The following is a 16,664-nucleotide window of genomic DNA, read 5'->3' as shown; positions in this document are numbered from 1 at the left end:
GCGCATCGGCGAACTGCTTGATCGCTTCCCGCCCTGCCAATGTGCCAACTTCTTCCAGGCCGCTGGATATCAACGGTCAATGTGAAATTGCTCTAAAGTTCTCGGCCTCAGATTTCCTTGGCTGGGCAAGAAGGTGTGGCATGAAGGCATCGATTTTCACGGACGCGCAGAAGGCGTTTGTGATCGAATAGGGTGAGGAAGGTACGCCGGTGGCGGAGGTCTGCCGCAAGGCTGCGAGAAGCTGGACCGCTGGCGTAGACACTACAACGAAGAGCGACCGCACAGCGCGATCGGAAATATTCCCCCGATCATGCTGGCGAACTCGGCGGGAGCCACCAGCCCTCCGCACCTGGGTCAGGCGGCAAACTTTAGACCCGAGCGGTCCAAGGTTGGGCAGCAGAGCACAACCGGCGGACTCTCGTTATGACTGCGGGACCAATAGGGGGCAGGTCATGAACAACACGCTGTTCGCGTCAGCCAAGGCCGCCAGCATATCCTCGCTCCAAAACCGCCAAAACGGATTTCAGCCGCTCACGAGTACGAGTGGGCATAGAATTCGAAAGCCTGTTCGATTTGATCAAAGCTATGGAGCCGGCCACGATCGAGCACGACAGCACGGTCGCAATGTGCGCGAATATAGCCCGCATCATGCGAAACGATCACGAGTGCGCGATCGGCGCGCTTTTCGAACAGCTCGATCCGGCACTTCTCGTGAAAGCGCGAATCGCCGACGGAGATAACCTCGTCAATGAGGAAACAATCGAACTCAATGCTCATCGAAACGGCGAAGCCAAGGCGGGCGCGCATCCCGGCGGAGTAATTTCTTATCGGCTCGTAAAGATACTCGCCGAGGTCAGAAAACTGCTGGATGAAAGGAATCCGCTCCTCGATATCCACGCCGTAAATTCGGCAAATGAAGCGGATATTGTCCATGCCGGTCAGCCCGGACTGGAAACCTCCGGTATAAGCGAGCGGCCACGACGCGGTCATGGTGCGCGTGACGCTGCCGCTCGTCGGCTGTTCTGCACCGCTGATGATGCGGATCAAAGTCGACTTGCCCGCACCGTTGCGACCAAGAATTCCCAACTTTTCGCCGGGCGCAATCTCTAGGTTGATATTGTCAAGGATCTGCCGCGGCCCACGCCGCGTTCGATAGAATTTATCGACACTGTTGAGCGCGATCATTCCGGAATGACCTCCCGACTGACCTTCCGCAACTGCGCCAACGCAAGCAGGGTCATGCAGGCACTGACGATCAGTGCGTACGACATATCGTAGTGCGCGTGAAACTTGCTCCCGAAAAACCCTTGGCGGATGAATTCGATACAATGAACCATCGGCAGATAGAGCACGACCTCCTGCGCCTGCTTGGGCAGTATATCCACGAGGAACGCCGCGCCCGACAATGGGAAGAGCAGATAAGCGGACGGGTGCCAAAGCTTGTCGACGAGCTCGGACTGTTCCGACCAGGCCCCGAGCAACAACGCCGCCGACATGCCGAACCACGCAAGCGCAAGCCAGCCCCCGATCACCTGCAGCAGATCTTCGGGGGGGTCCAGCCAGCCGATCGTGATAAAGAAGACTGCCAAGATGAAGAAAGACGTTGTCGTGCCAGCGACCTCAAGCAGGAGCCGGGCGATAAGGATGTCTATCACCTTCACATGACGGTGATAGAGTAGCGACAGGTTCGGTTTGATCGCATCGATGCACCGCGCCGGCATGTTGCGCCACAAAAGCACGGACGAATAACCGGTCAGCGCGAAAGCGACGATCGGCAGTTCCAACCCATGCGTAGCCTTGGTGATACTCCATAAGGCCGTCACGCCGAGCGTGAACAGCATAGGCTCTACAAAGAGCCAGAGGAAACCAATGTTGTGCCGGCCGTAACGGGTCAGCACCTCTCGCATGAACAGCGCATAGATTACCCGCCGCTGGATAGCCAACGCAGATGCATAGAACGCGAGGGATTGGCGATTAGCCGACATCTCAGCCCTTGTGCTCCCGTACGCCTGCTAACAGCATCGTCATAATGCCCCAGGCGATCAGGCCCAACACCAACGTCGCGAAAATCCCACGCAGGCGACGGGGTTCTAGCGCTTCGTCCGGCACGCTCGGTTCAACGATGCGCTCCAGATATGCCTGCTTGCGCCGCGCCTCGTTGAAGGCGTCCTGCAAGGATGCCATCGCGGCGGCGAGCTGCTTATCCGAGAACTGGCTCTCCAGCTGCAGGCGCTGATACCGCGCGGCGGTCGAAGAAAGTGATTTGCTGCCCCCCGCCACCAGCGAGAGTTGCTGTTCCATCTCGTGCTCCAGCCCCTGCACCTTCGTCGCGAGAACGGCGATCTGCGGATTTTGCGGGGTAAACGCCCGCAGCTGTAGCAACTCGGAACGCGCGGCGATAACTTCGTCCTGAAGCTTCGATATCATCTGGAGCTGGACGGTTGCCTGCTTCTCGGGATCGACGACGCCTTGGCTGTTGCGGAAAGCAGACAAGGCCAAGGCCGCCGCATTGGCCCGCGCCTTCGCTTCGCCCACCTCAACGGAGGCGAAGCGGATGAGATCCTGCCGACCACGTTCGTTCAAACGATTGACCGTCGCCTCCGCCATGCCGATCAAGGCGGCGTTGATACGATACGCCTCCCGCGCAGAATAAGCGCGGACCTTCAGCGTCGTTATCGAAGCGTTGGTCTCATGTTCGATCGAAATCTTGTTGCGGTAGTATTTGTAGAGCTCTTCTGAACTTCGGTTGCCACCAAATCCGTTAAAACGATCGAAAACGGAAATTTTTGGATCAGTATACGCTTTTTCAAACAGGTTGCCCTTGTTCAGAGCGTACAGTGCATCACGCGACTCAATGAAGCTCTCAGCCGCGTATATTTCATCGCTACCGCTTGTGAAGCCAGAAGATTTTAGCAGCACGCCCAGACCGGTTGAAGCAGGCTTATCTGGACTACGAACAACAAATCGCGATTCAGATATATACACATCTGAAGCGATTAGACCGAAGTATATGACTGCAATGATCGTCGGAATGATGACTGCGATCAGAAAAAGCCGATCGACATTCTTTATCCGGCTGATAAAGTTATTATTCATATAGATCCGTATTCCGCAACGATCATAAAATACTGCGTTTGCCGCGATGGTCTATTTGCAACAGACGTCAGCGGAGCCGCAGTTCGTTGATTGCAAGAAGATCATTACAATCCGATCGTTCTTAGCGCAGCAATCGGGAAGACCGTCGATGAGATCACGCCGACAAACTTCTGAATGTCGGAAAGCGGTGCATTGGACACGTAGACGACATCTTTATCGCGAATCGGGAAGCTCTGCGCGACGAAGAAAGTCGAGGGATCCTTGAGATTGACGCGGTATATGACAGGCACCTTACCATCAGGCGTAAGGTGCGCAGTTTCGCGCACCGTCGTATCCAGCGCCGCAGGATCCTCAAACCGGAAGATGAAGACGCCCTTCACGTCGGCGCGCGCATCCTGCAGACCGGCGACCCGCCCCAGCGCCTGCGCAAGCGTCAACCCCGCCCCCTCGAAGGCAATCTCATCATTCTTCGTCGTCGCACCCAGCGCGGTGAAGCTGTACGGCTGGTACAGCGCCGTTACGACGTCGTCGGGTTGCATGCGAATATTCTGGTGCGGATCTCGAATAATCGCACCCAAAGGCATAGATGCCACCTGCGGACCACGCGTGACTTGGATCGACACCTTCCCGACCGGCTGGCGTACCCCACCAACCGTCGCCAACACGTCAAGAAGTCGTTCCCCCTTGGCGGTGACTGGTACACGCGCGCTGTTCGCTACATCACCAACGACCGTGACGTTGGAACTGGTGTTATTGATAACGCGTACAATCACCTGCGGCAAATGCGCCTTACCAGCCAGGCGGCTAACGATCTCGCGCTCGATCTGCGTCGAAGTGCGGCCCGCCGCGACAACCGAGCCAACGAACGGGATATTGATCTTTCCGTCGCTGTCGACCATCTGTTCCGGCAGCGATGAAGCGCGCGCAAGCGCCGTGGAGGAGGTTGAGGCGCCTAGCAGAGCCTGCCCGCCTGCGGCCCCGAACAAGGCGGCTGGCGGCGCTTCCCAAATCGCAATGTCAAGGACGTCGCCGCGACCTATGACCGATCCGACCACATGGCCGTCCCCTAGCGCTTCGGAAAAAAGTGTGGCGCGTTGGCTCGCAAGCACCCGGCGCGCGACATCCTCGGTCACGTCAACGATTCTGATATCCGCAACCGCCAAGGACGTACTGTCAGCCCGCGCCACAGCCCGCGTGGAGGGGCCGGTAGCGGGCATCACCGCGCAGGCTGACAGGGAGACAGCACTGAGGAGAACAGGACCAAACTTGTAAAGCACACTGTTCCGTCGGGTCCACCGAGAATGCGTCATCATATTCCTTCAGTCGGCCCCATTCATCGCCATACGGTACACGCCGACGGTTTTCTCATACCCTGTTCCCAGCTGTAATATGGGCAGGACCGCCGGCCCTGCGCTTATAGCGTGATGCGCACCATGTCATCAACCAAAGCGATCGCGTCCAGCCGCATGGTTGCGGCGTGGTTGCAGCACCCCTGAGGGCGGGCTCGACGGCCGGGCCGAGCACCTCGCGCCGGCATTCGCTGTTGATACGCACCGCATGGCCAGCGCGCCTGGGAGACGATCCGATAGCCCGACGTACCTTGAAGATAGGGCGGGTTCACGATGGGCGGAATCGCGAGGGTTCCCCTTGTCGCTGATCGTGTGATTCACAGGCTGCCGTCACAGCGGAGGTGGCGATGGGTCGGCGATCTGGGCGGAGTTCCTCGCAGGATTTGCGGCATCGGGCCCTGGCTGGGGTCGACGGCGGGATGCCGGCCGCGAGGCGGCGGTGCTCTTCAAGTCAGCCTGGCCTATATCTACAAGGCGCGGACCCGACGGCGGCTGGCCGGTGATGCCGGCATAAACCCGAACCGCGGTCGTCTGCCGCGCAAGCGCTTCCCGGCACAGGGGTGGCGGTAGCTGCGCACATGCGCTCGCAGCCAGGGATCACGCTGGCGCAGGCGCAAGCGTGGCGGCTGGCTGAACGGTGTCATGGTGCTCGACAATCTGCCCGCCCACTAGGTGGGCGGTATCCGCGGGGCGATCACCGCCCGGCGCGCCCAACTCTTCTCCCTGCCGCTCTACAGCCACGACATGAACCCCATCGAGATGGCCTTCGGCAAGCGCAAGGCGGTCCGGCGCCAGCGGCCAGCCCGAACCGTCGATGCCTTTGTCGAGCGCATTGGCGACCCGCTTGATCGCTTTCCGCCCCGAGAATGGGTCAACGTCCTGCGGGCCGCCGGATATCAACGGTCCATGTGAAAATGCTTTAGGCAAACCAACCAGCACAGGTTTCTGGTCACCGCCGGATGCGAGACGCGGGGCACGTCAACGACCTGACGGCCCGCTGCATCGCCCATGCCGACTGTACCGATGCATCCGCGCCCCGATCCTGCGACAGGCCGCTGCCCCCCCCCCCAACATCCCGCGCAAGACCAACCGACGCTGGACAGACGTTTTCCGCCGGAGCTTCTGCAACAGCCGCAATACTACCGTCCGATGTTGTGCGGCCTCAAGGGCGGCTGACGTCTTCCGTTACCCGTTCTCACTGCGCCGACGCGAACAAAATATCGACCGGAGTCTTGGCCACCGGCTTATCCGCGACCCAGGCTTGATAATAGATCTGCTTGAGTTGCTCAGATATTTTCTCAAACTCTTCGAGATGCTTCACGCGCATAACGACCCGCTCCGGCGAAAAATAGGCGGCATTCCCCGCCGGATCATCTCCTAGGATTTCATTCCACCAATGCAGAAAGCCTTGCATGAAATGCGCGCGCCATTTGTCGACCTGACGCTCATCCGCACCCAGTCGTTCGGCAAGATCATGTGCTTCGGGAAAGCGCTCCAGAATGAAGAGCGCCGCGAACTTGGTCCAGGAAACGTTCAAATTCACCACGACGATGGGATCGCCTATCCAATAGGCATTCTCCTCCATCATGTAGTTCAGGACGTAATAGGTCGTCGGGATCGCAGTCCGCATCGAGGAAAATTCGCGTCCGGTCGTATCCTGCGAATAGGCCCGGATCGCATGATCACGACGCAAAATAAGTGCGTAGATCGCCGTAAAAAGATTTTCGTTGTTCATCCCGACGGTTTTGACCTTGCCGAAATGATCAGGCGACACCGGAACAATCGGTGGGCACTTCTTCAGAAATGCTGAAACATCTTCAGCATTTTCAGGGTTTTTCTCGGAGGTATGCGCATAATTGGGATAGATGAGTGCAATGCCGGGATTTTCCTTGACAATGCGGATTACCTTGGGAAAGGCATCATTATAAACAAGGTCATCATCCCCCAATATCCAGATATATTCTCCCCGTGCCTCGTGCGCCGTAACCGTCAGATTGCCGAGCATGCCGACGTTGCGAACATTTCGAACATATCGGAAATTCGGATGCTTCAGGAACGGCTCGACGACCGCTTCCGTATGATCGGTCGAGGCATTGTCGACCACCAGCACCTCTACGTCCGTCAGCTCTCCATCAATTTGGGAGAAGATATTTCGCAGATTGAGGCTGAGCCAACCAGCCCGGTTGTACGTGCTGATGCACAGCGAGAGCAGCGGCCGGCGCCTCAACTGCGGCAACTCCTGATATACGTCTTCCGGTTCCCCCGCCAAGGTCAGCAGGTTTTCCGACAAGCGATCGGACGCTATGTCTGCGATTATGTCGCGCGCGTACTCCTCCCAAGTCGACAGGGGGCGGGAGACTGACTGTGCGGACAGGTCGCGGCGCAGCGCATCATTTTCCGAGAGCTCGAGAATGGCGTCGGTGAGCGCCTGCACATCCTCCATGTCGACGGTGACGCACCCACCCTGTCGTGCGATTTCCGCCATCGAACCCTTGTCGTGAACGATGCAGCCGCACCCATTCCAAAGACTCTCGACGATCGGAAGCCCGAACCCCTCTTCGATCGATGGATAAACCGAGAAATCGACCTGTTGGTACAATTTCCTGAGCCCCTCGTCGTCGACATCGGTCAGCCAGGTGCAGTCCGCGATCTCCTCCACCCGAACCGCGACTTCCTCGGCGAGCGTCGGCCAGGCTGCCGATGCCTTACCCACGATCGTCAAAGAAAGACGCTTCGTCGAAACTCTCGAGGCACGCTCGAAAGCCTCCAGCAGGATGAGATGGTTCTTGCGCGGCTCGATCGAGCCGACCGCGACGATCTGTATAGCATCGGATCGAGCGCGCTTGATGGCGGTATGCCGCTCGTACCCGCTCATCTCGCAGGCCATCGCCATAGTTTTCAGCCGATGATCAAGGCTACTCGTCTTTTCAGGCGACGAGAGAAGGAAGTGCTGAAGATCGGTAGCGGCCGTATCGGACACCGGGAATATCTTGTCGAAGCCTCCCGTGCTTTCCATATATTCGCGATGATTGATGTACCAGGCTTCGCTATATAGATCCCGCCGCTTGTAGGGAATGGCGTCGTGGAAGATCGTCGCACAGCGGAGGTGTTGGGATCGCGCATAATTCAGCACGTCCGCGAGATAAAGATGAACGACCTCCCCCACCATCAGCCACTTGGGGGCACCTGCTTCGGATGGATCTTTCCATTTAGCCCATTGTTGAGCACTGGGGCCATTCCATCTCGCCAGATGATCGAGATGTTCCTGTTCTGCAGGTTGAAGGCGCTTTTTGTCGTGATCCCAACGCACCGGTATCAACGCGACACCCAGCGACATCATCGCCCGCGCCGTCTGTCGTACGACACGTTGAATCCCTGTGTTGAATGGCTGCTCGGCAGTATCGTTGACCCAATAGTACATCGCGCCGAGCTGGCCGACCGGATTGGCGGTATTGTCGAGCAGCGCCGCCACCTCCTGCGAATATTCATTCCAGGTCTTGATGTGGCGGACGGAGGCGTCGTGCTTCAAGCGCCGGAAGAGAGCCTCGTCTCCGGCGAGCTCAGCCAGTGCCCGGGTGAGTTCGCCGACGTCGCGCGTATCGACCGTAAGCGCGCCGCCATCTTCCGCGACCTCCGCCATCGCACCGAAATTGGCGCAGATGCACGGCACGGAATACCAGAGGCTCTCGAGAATGGGCAGACCGAATCCTTCCTCGGTAGAAGGAAATACGGTGAACCGGGCCGAGCGGTAGAGACGATCCAGCTCGGAATCCGAAGGATGCGGAATATAGCGGATATTGGCGTTTTTCGCGATCGCCGCGTTGACGATCGGCGCGATATCGCCGTGCATGTTACCCGCCAGGATTAGCGACCAATCCTCGTTTCCGGGCAATTCCGAAAACGCTTGGAAAGCCTTTAGCAGACGGGCGTGGTTTTTGCGCGGTTCGATGGACCCTACCGACAATATTGTCTTGCTGTTGTCGCCAACCTCCGAAACGACGCGCTTCGACAGGTTTGTCTCGCCTGGCAGCAAAACAGCTGCGATCTTCGGCGCAGTTTTCGCGCGCTGATGCTGCGAGAAAAAGAGCCGTATCTCTTTGGCAGAGCGCTCTGAAATTGGTATCAGCAGGTCGGTGAGAAGCAGCGCCTGCATATACTTCTCATGCGCTTCCAGGCCGGCGCTATACGCGGCCAAGCGCATGGGGATCGCGTCGTAATAGACAGCAGCGATCTTCGCGCCAAGCGCCCGTGCAGCGAGAAAGGCATCCACCGTCGGCGCGACTTCATGGTAGGTGATGTGGCTGACTTCAGGCTGGAAAAACCAGCAGTCCAGCGCCATGGCCGCCGCATCGAGTTGATTCTCGACGCTGCCTACGTCGGGATAAAGTCGCGCCTCGTCAGCGGAGAGCTGCGGCCCATTCCACTGCGCCAGATGGCCGAGCTCTTCCTTGTCGATTAGCGCGAACCGCTTTTCCTCGGGCACCCACTTCACGAAGCGAATGCGCTCGCCATTCTCGACCAGGCCGCGGGCCAATTGGCGCACGACCCGTTGCATGCCCGTATTGGTCGGACATTTGATCGTGTGATCGACGTAGAACAGTACCACGCGCTTGGCCGGGGCAAAACCGCCAAGGCGTTGCGCCGAAGTCAACGCCTTGCCGCGCGCGACAACCTGCGCATGCAATGAGCCCGCCCCCCCGGCTTCTGCCGCCATCAGTCCGGCGTCCAGTTTCTTGCCGAGGGTGAGTTGCGCCTCGTGAAGTTCGACAAGCTGCCGCTTCAGAACCTCGAAACGTACCTCGTCGCGCGCGTCTTGCGCGTACAGCGCATTTTGAATCGCAGATAGCTGCATCGCAGCCTTGGAATCAGATCGACCGGTCAGGCGTGAGAGCTTGCCGTAAGGCTCGATCGAGCGAACCACCGATTTGAGGCCGGGCAGGTTTGCGTCCCGCCCCTCCTTGGAAGATGCCATGTCGGCCAAAATTCGGCGCCGATCCACGCCGCCGCGCAGCTGCAGCACGTAATGCGCGAGACCTGCCGGATCAGCTTCTCGCCTTATGATAGCGACATAGGCCGCCTTGACGAAATCCTCGTCCCAGAAATTCAGGAGGTCGTAAGCAGACGTTACTTTAGTGCCACGATAACTAATGTTTGAAACCGAGGATCGAAGAGACAGTAATTTATCGATCCTCCGTCTTTTCTTCCAGGCACGCAGACCGAACGAGAACTTTGACAGTCGAACGGCAATCTTGGCCTGCTTCAGACCTTCGATCTGAGCGTCAAACGCTCGACCTTCTTTGGACTCATGTAACTGGACGATGATACGCAGCTTGCTCTCGCCCAGCCTCAGGGCGTCCGCGTAATGAGCCCGCCCCGCTTCGTCGGCTGGGCGCCCCAGCAAGGTCAGGTATGCGCTGTGGATAAAAGCATCATCGTTCAAGGCAAGTAATTGCTGCACCGATCCTGCAGGCTTGCGGTGTCTATATCGCTCTACCATCTACACGCTTCCAAAAGGCATACCTGCCAGGCGGCAATCAATCACATTGCGCCGCGCCAATCCCCGGCCTGAGTAAATCAGAGTGGCGCGGAAATCATCCAGCGTAACGTGTCTTCCAGCCCGATCCGATCAAGCGGGCCGACAAGTGCGTCGAGCCGAGAGGAATCCCCCCATAATTGCTTAACGTCGTTGGCACGGACCAACGTCGGATCGACCTCGACCTTCAAATCGTAGCCGACGATCCGTGAGATCATTTCCAGAATACTCGACAACCGATAGGCGCGGCCGGAACTGACATTCACGGTCGCGCCAACGGCGCTAGGGCAGGTCAGGAGCCTGGAGTAGGCTTCCGATACGAAGCGCACATCCGAGAAATCTCTCGCAACGTCGAGGTTGCCTAGCGAAATTGTGTCCTCCCCGGCATGAATGCTCGCGACAATCTTGGGGATGAGAAAATCGCGCGACTGGCCGATTCCCGTGTAATTGAAAGGGCGCGCCACGACGATGGGCAGCTTGTCCTTGAAGAGGCCAGCCACGAGTTCGGTGGCGACTTTACTCACCGAATAGTCGTTTACCGGATCGATGGGGGAATCCTCCCGCATGATCCCTTCCGTCCGGTTGCCGTAAACATTCGAGCTGCTCGCCACCAGCACGGCGGACAGCGGTCCACCGACACCCTCGAGCGCCGCCAGAAGGTTGCGCGTTCCGATGACGTTCGTGCGATATATCTCCTCCACATTGCTGTGGAGAATGAAGGATATGGCGGCCAAGTGCGCGACATAATCGGGTTTTTCTCGTGCGATGATGTCGCTGATCAACGCCCCGTCCGTCATGTCGCCCACATGAATGGTTTCCACGCCGGGAAGCGTACAATCGGAATGCGCCAGTCCGACCACGGTCATCCCCCGCGCAAGCAAGCTTTGCGCGAGGTAACGACCCGTGAAACCTCCGATGCCGGTGATCAAAGCCTTCATGTGCAGACACGCTTGAAGGCGACGTGTCGCTGACCCTTCTCGGTCCGCGCCACGCTCAATCGCTCATGTTTCATTTTCCGCTCCCAGCCGGCGTTTCCGCCAACGCCTTCAAGACATGCGACACCGTCCGACCTGTGTCAGACGATCTCGATTTCGGGGAAGGGGAAGATGAACTTGCCACCCGAATTGAGGTATTCCTGCTCCCGACGGATAATGCCGTCCTTGAAGTGCCAAGGCAGAACCAGATAATAATCCGGCTTCATCGCGTGCGCGTCGGCTTCGCTGATGATCGGGATATGCGTACCGGGCGTTACTTTGCCGAACTTCTCCGGGTTAACCTCGGCGATCGCAGGAATATCTTCGGTCGTGAAGCCGCAGAACTGCAGGACGACATTGCCCTTTGTCGATGCGCCATAGCCTAGCACCGTCTTGCCGTCGCCGCGCAGGGCACGGACCAAGCGCACCAGATCGTCGCGATGGCGGAACACCCGCTCCTCGAACTCGCGGTACGGCTTGGGCGTATTGATGCCCATGCGGTCTTCCTGCTCGAGCAACCAGTTCACGACCGCATCATTCACGCGGACGCTCGTGTTTGACTTGTGCGCGGCAGTCACCGCGAAGCTACCGCCGTTGATGTTATTCATTACGACGTCGACGATCTTGAGACCCGCTGCCTCAAGGATCAGGCGCACAACGCCGAGCGAATAATATTCAAGATGCTCGTGGCAGATCGTGTCGTACGAATTCAGACGAAGCATCGAGGGCATATAGCTCTGCTCGAAATGCCAGATGCCACCCGGCGCCAAGCACTGAGCAATCTGCTGCGCGAAGGCGATCGGATCGTCGAGATCGTAAAACATCGCGATGGACGTGATGATATTCGCCGGCTGCGCACCGGTTGAGGCATATGCAGCTGCCGAGAAGAATTCTGGCACCAGCTTGACGTCATCCGGATAGTAGGCCGCGAACTTGGCGCCGGTAGGATCGATGCCAATACGGTTCAGCGCAGGCTTGTCGTACGCCTTCAGCGTGGTGCAGTCGTTCGAACCGATGTCGAGAACGGTATCGCCGGACTTCAGATCAGCGAGCTTTTCGAGATAACGGACTTTGGCCGTCAAGTGCTCGACCATAGATTTGTTGAGGCCGGATCGATAGCCGTAATTGTCTCCGTACATTTCCGAAGAGTCATAGGTATGATTGAGTTGCAGCAACCCGCTTTCCGGGCAAAGCACCAGTTCGAGCGGGCCGCGCGTCACCGTTTCGTTGGCGTTCTTCGGGAATACACCGGTCAATTCCTGATGACCCAGGTTCAGCACGGATATAAGATTGTCAGACTTTGATACGCGGCAACGTTCCAGGGTCTTATAGGCTTGCATCAAATTCTCCATTAAATTCGCGTTGAACGGCGGCGCCATCTGACCGGGCCCGTCTATTGAACTTTGCTCGCGGCTGCAACGCCCCCTCACCCTGTGACGGTCCATGCCGGCGCGGCGTGGCCTTGCCCTGCGCGGCAGCCGAAAGACCTTGGGCTCAAGCCATTATCCTTCACTTGCGGGTATCAAGCGACCTGCTCCCCTTGGCTTTGAGCGAGCATATTTTGTCGAAAGAGAGATGGCCTAGGCGCGGCGAGGGTCGGGCTCAAACACATTCTTGGACCATGTAGATGGCCGTTGACAAACCCTTCGTCGGTTCCGCTGGCAGCGTGGCGCGTCGATCCTGAGGCTTGCCGCCTCCACCGCCCGCGCGATCGTCGGGTGTAGATAGCCAACGGCGCGGCACGTGCGTGCGCTCGCCACGACAACCTTCGGGGGGAGTTCGACATCCTGCTGTTTGTCGGCGCCCCGTATCACATTGATATCCCATTCCTGTCCGAATGGCCGCCGCGCGCACGTCCTCGGACTATCTTGCCCATGCGGCGGAGCCTGACCAGCTTTCGAAGCTCCGACGCAGCAGCGCTGCAACTGACACTCCAAATCTTCCTTGTCAAAAATGGAGGCGCACGCGTGGCCGCCCGCCCCCTGGCAATCCGCTCAGCCTAAAAACCCGACTGACACTGTTGACGAGGGTGGGCAACAGTGCAACCCATCGCGGCATCACTCACGCTTGACGTTAAGGCTTCACTCGATGACGTCCAATCCAGTATGAATTCGTTCGATCCAACCGAGTTTCTAACGAATTGAACGCTCCGGAACGACGCTGTCGATAGCGAAAACTCTTTAGTAAATATAACCTCCAGCAAGTCAGCAATCAGGGAAAAACAGTGCGGGCTTCTCCCAACATCGTTTACGTGGACGTTCGGCCTCTTCAAGATCCGGATTATCGTTTTCGCGGCGTAGGCCAGCACAGCACCTCGCTGCTGACGGCGCTGCGTCAATGGGATTGGGGGGCGAGCCGGCCCAAGATGGTGGCACTCGCCGACCCGATGCGAGAACCGCTCTACGCCGAACATGCGCGCTTCTTTGATGAGGTGCGGGCGGGAAGCTGGAAGAATGCCGAAAGCAATAGTTGGTTCCTGACGCTCTCGCCGATGACCCACGACCCGCTTCCAGTCTCTGCATTCCTGCTTGATCCGACGGTCTTCAAGATCGCTCTGTTCTACGACTTCATTCAACTTAAGTTCCCCAACCGTTATCTACATGTTACGGAATGGCGAACGACATTCATGAATGCCTTCGCTTGGCTGGAATTTTATGATGCCTTCGCTACAATTTCGCAGGATAGCGCCAATGACTTGATCAAGTATCGCAACGTCGATCCATCGAAAGTCTATGTGTCGGGCGTTGCCGTGCGCCGCTCGCTCGAACCGCCCGAGGGCGAAAGCCCCCTCCCCCGCTCCGAGCGTGAGCATATTCTCGTTGCCGGTGGCGGCGATCCCCGCAAGAATCCCGAGTGCGCGCTTATCGCTCATGCCCGGACACCCGAATGCCGGGGCGTTCCGCTACATGTGTTCGGCAATTACCCACCGGCGCACAAGGAAGCGCTCCGCAACACTTTCGCGGAAGCCGGCGGCGACAATCTGCTGCTTTTCTTCCCACAGCACCTCGACGACGAAGAACTGCGTCAGCTCTACCGCCACGCAATCATGACCATCGTCCCTTCGCGCGCCGAAGGCTTCTCGATCCCGATCATTGAGAGCGCGGCGGCAGGCACGCCGGTCACGGTATCCGCGGTCGGGGCACACCCTGAGTTGATCGGGGACCCGGATCTGCAGTTCGGGCCGGATGATTTCGACAAGCTCAGCCAGATAATGACGCGAATCGTAGGCGACGAAGGGGAATGGTCGAGCAGACTCGAAGCAGTCGCGCCACTGTGGAAAAGCTATACCACCGAGAATGTCGGCAGCCGCTTCATGGAGGGCGTACTGGCGCGCCAGCCGAACGCCGAAGCCATTGAAGCACCGGCGATATCACGGAACCTCCGGCCAAGGCTGGCCATCGTCACACCGCTTCCGCCATCGCAGTCGGGCGTTGCGGACTATTCCAAGGCAACATTGCAACCCCTGGCGAAATATGCCGATCTGCATATCTTCACGGACAGCCCGGGAGTTGAGCCGACACCGGCCTATTCCTCGCTGGCACCGGTCGCGATGGCACCATATTCGCCGAAAACCTTCGATCAGCGGCTTTCGGTGCTGGGCAATTCCCATTTTCACACCTCTGCCTTCCGATATCTGCTCGAACATGGCGGCGCGGCGCTCGCGCATGATGCGCGGATGATCGACTTCTATTTCCACGAGCTGGGATTGAACCGCACCTTGCAGGTGGCGAGTGCGGAAGCCGGCCGCCCCGTACCCGCAGCCGATCTGGTACACTGGCTCAAGCATCAGCGCGATCTTCCGGTTCTTTTCCTGTCTGAGATCGCGAAGGCGGCAGAGCCCCTGCTGGTTCATTCGGCCGTTGGCGCGAAGGGCATAGAGACGCTTTATGGGGTGCAGCCCAAAGTGCTTCCCTTCGCGCAATATCGTCCGATGAGTCTGGAAGCCATCACGTCGCAGGAACGGCGCAAGCGCCGCGAGAAGTTGGGCTGGACCGACAAGGAATTCGTCATCACCTCCTTCGGCTTCGTTTCGCCGGACAAGGCGCCTGAACTTCTGATCTGGGCCACCAACTTCCTGCGCACCTGGGGCGTCGAAGCGCGCCTCGTGCTGTGCGGGCTGATCGGCGAAGATATCGAAGCCGGCCTCCACAATCTCCGCGAAGAGCTCGGGCTCGAGGACGCGGTGACGTTGTTTTCGGGTCGGGCATCCGAAGAGACCTATATGGACCATCTTATCGCGACCGACGCAGCCATCCAGTTGCGCACCTATTTCATGGGAGGGCTCTCCGGCGCGCTCAATGATTGTATCGCAGCGGCCGTGCCGACTGTCGCAAATGAGCATCTGGCGGAATCGTCGTTGGCCCCGCCTTTCGTTCGGCGGGTAAGCGACGATCTTTCGCCGCTTCTGATCGCAGAGGCGTTTCTGGATATCCTCCGATCCGGCGAGCATTTGTCACGACCGATGGAACAAGCGCGCGCGTTCGCCGTCGACCATTCCCTTGAGCGCTATGCGGTTCGCATGATGGAATCGCTTGGTTTCGACGTTGCGAAAAATGCCTGATCCGATGCGACCCATCATCGTCGACCTGGGGGAATTCTACGGCGCCCCCTTGCGCACTGGAATTCAACGGACGGTATGCGAACTGCTGGCGCATTGGCCCCAGGACGTGCCGGTACGCTTCGCGCGGTATGATCCGCACGTCGATGGCCTGATTTCGATTTCCAGCCGGGCACTTGCGTTCCTAGTCAAGATGTTCGGTAAAAACACCCTGTCACCGGCCGAAATCAGCGCCGAGGCGCGAATGATCGACGCGGGCATTCATTCCGAGAAGATCGTCCTGCACCCCGAAGACAAGGTTTTGCTTCCGGAGCTTTTCTACCGCTTCGACAGGAGCGCGTTCTATCAACGTGCGATCGAGCATAAATTATTTCAGCCCTATATGCTGATTTATGACTTCGTGCCGTGGCTCAAGCCGCATCTCTACGGGATAGGCGGCAACATGTACCTGTTCATGCCCTATCTCAGACTGGTCATGGCAGCGACTAAGCGTGCATATATAAGCGCGGCCGTGCGCGACGATCTCGCAAAGCAGATCTTCCGTGGAACCGGCGAGGTTCAGGGCCCGGCGATCACCCTCGGCGCCGACGGCATCAACCTAGAACCCCAGCAATATACTGCGGATCGGCGCAACATCGTGTGCCTGGGAACCTTCGAGGCCAAGAAATTTCAGAACGTCGCCTTCGAGGCCTTTCGTTCGCTGCCGCCCGACCCCGCCGGCGGCAAGTTGCAATTCCTGGGCAAAATCCCGTCTTTCCTACAACCCCAGCTCGCGCAGATCGTCGCGTATGTCGGTGCGGACGTGGAGGTGATCGACAGTCCGTCCGATGACCAGATACGCGGCCATCTACGCCAAGCGCGGGCAAGCCTGTTTATCAGCCCTAACGAGGGGTTCGGCCTGCCTGCCCTCGAAACGTTGTTCTGTGGCATCCCAACCGTGGTCAGTGCGAACCTGCCCAGCGTGTCGGGACTGCCCGATGAGGGTCAGATCCGGCTTGAGACCGTTGACGTGCATTCCGTCGCAGCGGCACTAACGCGCCTGCGGGACGAGGGGGAAATTGAGATGCTTTGGAGCGCGGCGGCAAAATTAACCCTGCCACGCTGGAAGGATTTTGCGGTCAGCCTGGCGAGCTGGGTCGCACAGAACTGATCTT

Annotated in this window: 12 protein-coding genes; 5 read left to right on the top strand and 7 right to left on the bottom strand. The window is 58.5% G+C overall.

What is annotated here, in order from left to right:
• A partial coding sequence (locus tag ABIC35_RS14935; protein WP_354278501.1) for a hypothetical protein occupies window positions 1-191 on the top strand: 191 nt, incomplete at its 5' end.
• Window positions 192-220: 29 nt separating this feature from the next.
• Entirely contained in the window at window positions 221-427 is a 207-nt protein-coding gene (locus tag ABIC35_RS21720; protein WP_436286785.1) for an integrase core domain-containing protein, read from the top strand.
• 104 nt (window positions 428-531) lie between these two features.
• Here the strand turns inward: ABIC35_RS21720 and ABIC35_RS14925 are convergent, their stop codons facing one another.
• The 4 genes from ABIC35_RS14925 to ABIC35_RS14910 all read right to left on the bottom strand — a co-directional run bounded on the left by ABIC35_RS14925 (window position 532) and on the right by ABIC35_RS14910 (window position 4,259).
• Entirely contained in the window at window positions 532-1,185 is a 654-nt protein-coding gene (locus tag ABIC35_RS14925) for an ABC transporter ATP-binding protein (RefSeq protein ID WP_121073066.1), read from the bottom strand.
• Complete coding sequence (locus tag ABIC35_RS14920) at window positions 1,182-1,985, bottom strand: ABC transporter permease (protein ID WP_121073064.1); 804 nt, start codon at window positions 1,983-1,985, stop codon at window positions 1,182-1,184. Before ABIC35_RS14920 ends, ABIC35_RS14925 begins: the two co-directional genes overlap by 4 nt.
• 1 nt (window position 1,986) lies before the next feature.
• Window positions 1,987-3,096 (bottom strand): hypothetical protein, encoded by a 1,110-nt coding sequence (locus tag ABIC35_RS14915; RefSeq protein ID WP_121073062.1) that lies wholly within the window; start codon window positions 3,094-3,096, stop codon window positions 1,987-1,989.
• Window positions 3,097-3,200: 104 nt separating this feature from the next.
• Window positions 3,201-4,259, bottom strand: a complete 1,059-nt coding sequence (locus tag ABIC35_RS14910; protein ID WP_354278496.1) for a polysaccharide biosynthesis/export family protein — start codon at window positions 4,257-4,259, stop codon at window positions 3,201-3,203.
• A 930-nt stretch (window positions 4,260-5,189) separates the two neighbouring features.
• Between ABIC35_RS14910 and ABIC35_RS21715 the strand changes: the two genes are divergently transcribed.
• Window positions 5,190-5,357: a hypothetical protein gene (locus ABIC35_RS21715; RefSeq protein WP_220667325.1), complete on the top strand. Its 168-nt coding sequence runs from the start codon at window positions 5,190-5,192 to the stop codon at window positions 5,355-5,357.
• A 283-nt stretch (window positions 5,358-5,640) separates the two neighbouring features.
• On the opposite strand, the gene ABIC35_RS14900 is transcribed toward ABIC35_RS21715, so the two are convergent.
• The 3 genes from ABIC35_RS14900 to ABIC35_RS14890 form a co-directional block, all read right to left on the bottom strand.
• Window positions 5,641-9,903 carry a glycosyltransferase gene (locus ABIC35_RS14900; RefSeq protein ID WP_354278495.1) on the bottom strand — a complete coding sequence of 1,421 codons (4,263 nt, stop codon included), beginning with the start codon at window positions 9,901-9,903 and terminating at the stop codon, window positions 5,641-5,643.
• Between the two features lie 116 nt (window positions 9,904-10,019).
• Window positions 10,020-10,916: a GDP-mannose 4,6-dehydratase gene (locus tag ABIC35_RS14895; protein ID WP_121073056.1), complete on the bottom strand. Its 897-nt coding sequence runs from the start codon at window positions 10,914-10,916 to the stop codon at window positions 10,020-10,022.
• Window positions 10,917-11,053: 137 nt separating this feature from the next.
• Window positions 11,054-12,292 (bottom strand): class I SAM-dependent methyltransferase, encoded by a 1,239-nt coding sequence (locus tag ABIC35_RS14890; protein ID WP_121079052.1) that lies wholly within the window; start codon window positions 12,290-12,292, stop codon window positions 11,054-11,056.
• An 884-nt stretch (window positions 12,293-13,176) separates the two neighbouring features.
• On the opposite strand from ABIC35_RS14890, the gene ABIC35_RS14885 reads away from it, so the two are divergent.
• Both ABIC35_RS14885 and ABIC35_RS14880 read left to right on the top strand, forming a co-directional pair.
• On the top strand, window positions 13,177-15,513 hold the full coding sequence (locus ABIC35_RS14885; protein WP_147425815.1) for a glycosyltransferase: 2,337 nt from the start codon (window positions 13,177-13,179) through the stop codon (window positions 15,511-15,513).
• Window positions 15,485-16,660, top strand: coding sequence for a glycosyltransferase (locus ABIC35_RS14880; RefSeq protein WP_220667324.1), 1,176 nt, complete (start codon window positions 15,485-15,487; stop codon window positions 16,658-16,660). Before ABIC35_RS14885 ends, ABIC35_RS14880 begins: the two co-directional genes overlap by 29 nt.
• Window positions 16,661-16,664: the final 4 nt, after the last annotated feature.

The sequence above is a fragment of the Sphingomonas trueperi genome, from assembly GCF_040545965.1.
Classification (GTDB): domain Bacteria; phylum Pseudomonadota; class Alphaproteobacteria; order Sphingomonadales; family Sphingomonadaceae; genus Sphingomonas; species Sphingomonas trueperi_C.
Note: the sequence above shows the minus strand (reverse complement) of the source record. Positions and strands in the feature narration are given on the sequence as shown.

Coding starts and splice junctions, on each gene's coding strand:
- ABIC35_RS14925 (WP_121073066.1), bottom strand. CDS start 1,185: ATGATCGCGCTCAACAGTGTCGATAAATTCTATCGAACGCGGCGTGGG.
- ABIC35_RS14920 (WP_121073064.1), bottom strand. CDS start 1,985: ATGTCGGCTAATCGCCAATCCCTCGCGTTCTATGCATCTGCGTTGGCT.
- ABIC35_RS14915 (WP_121073062.1), bottom strand. CDS start 3,096: ATGAATAATAACTTTATCAGCCGGATAAAGAATGTCGATCGGCTTTTT.
- ABIC35_RS21715 (WP_220667325.1), top strand. CDS start 5,190: ATGAACCCCATCGAGATGGCCTTCGGCAAGCGCAAGGCGGTCCGGCGC.
- ABIC35_RS14895 (WP_121073056.1), bottom strand. CDS start 10,916: ATGAAGGCTTTGATCACCGGCATCGGAGGTTTCACGGGTCGTTACCTC.
- ABIC35_RS14890 (WP_121079052.1), bottom strand. CDS start 12,292: ATGCAAGCCTATAAGACCCTGGAACGTTGCCGCGTATCAAAGTCTGAC.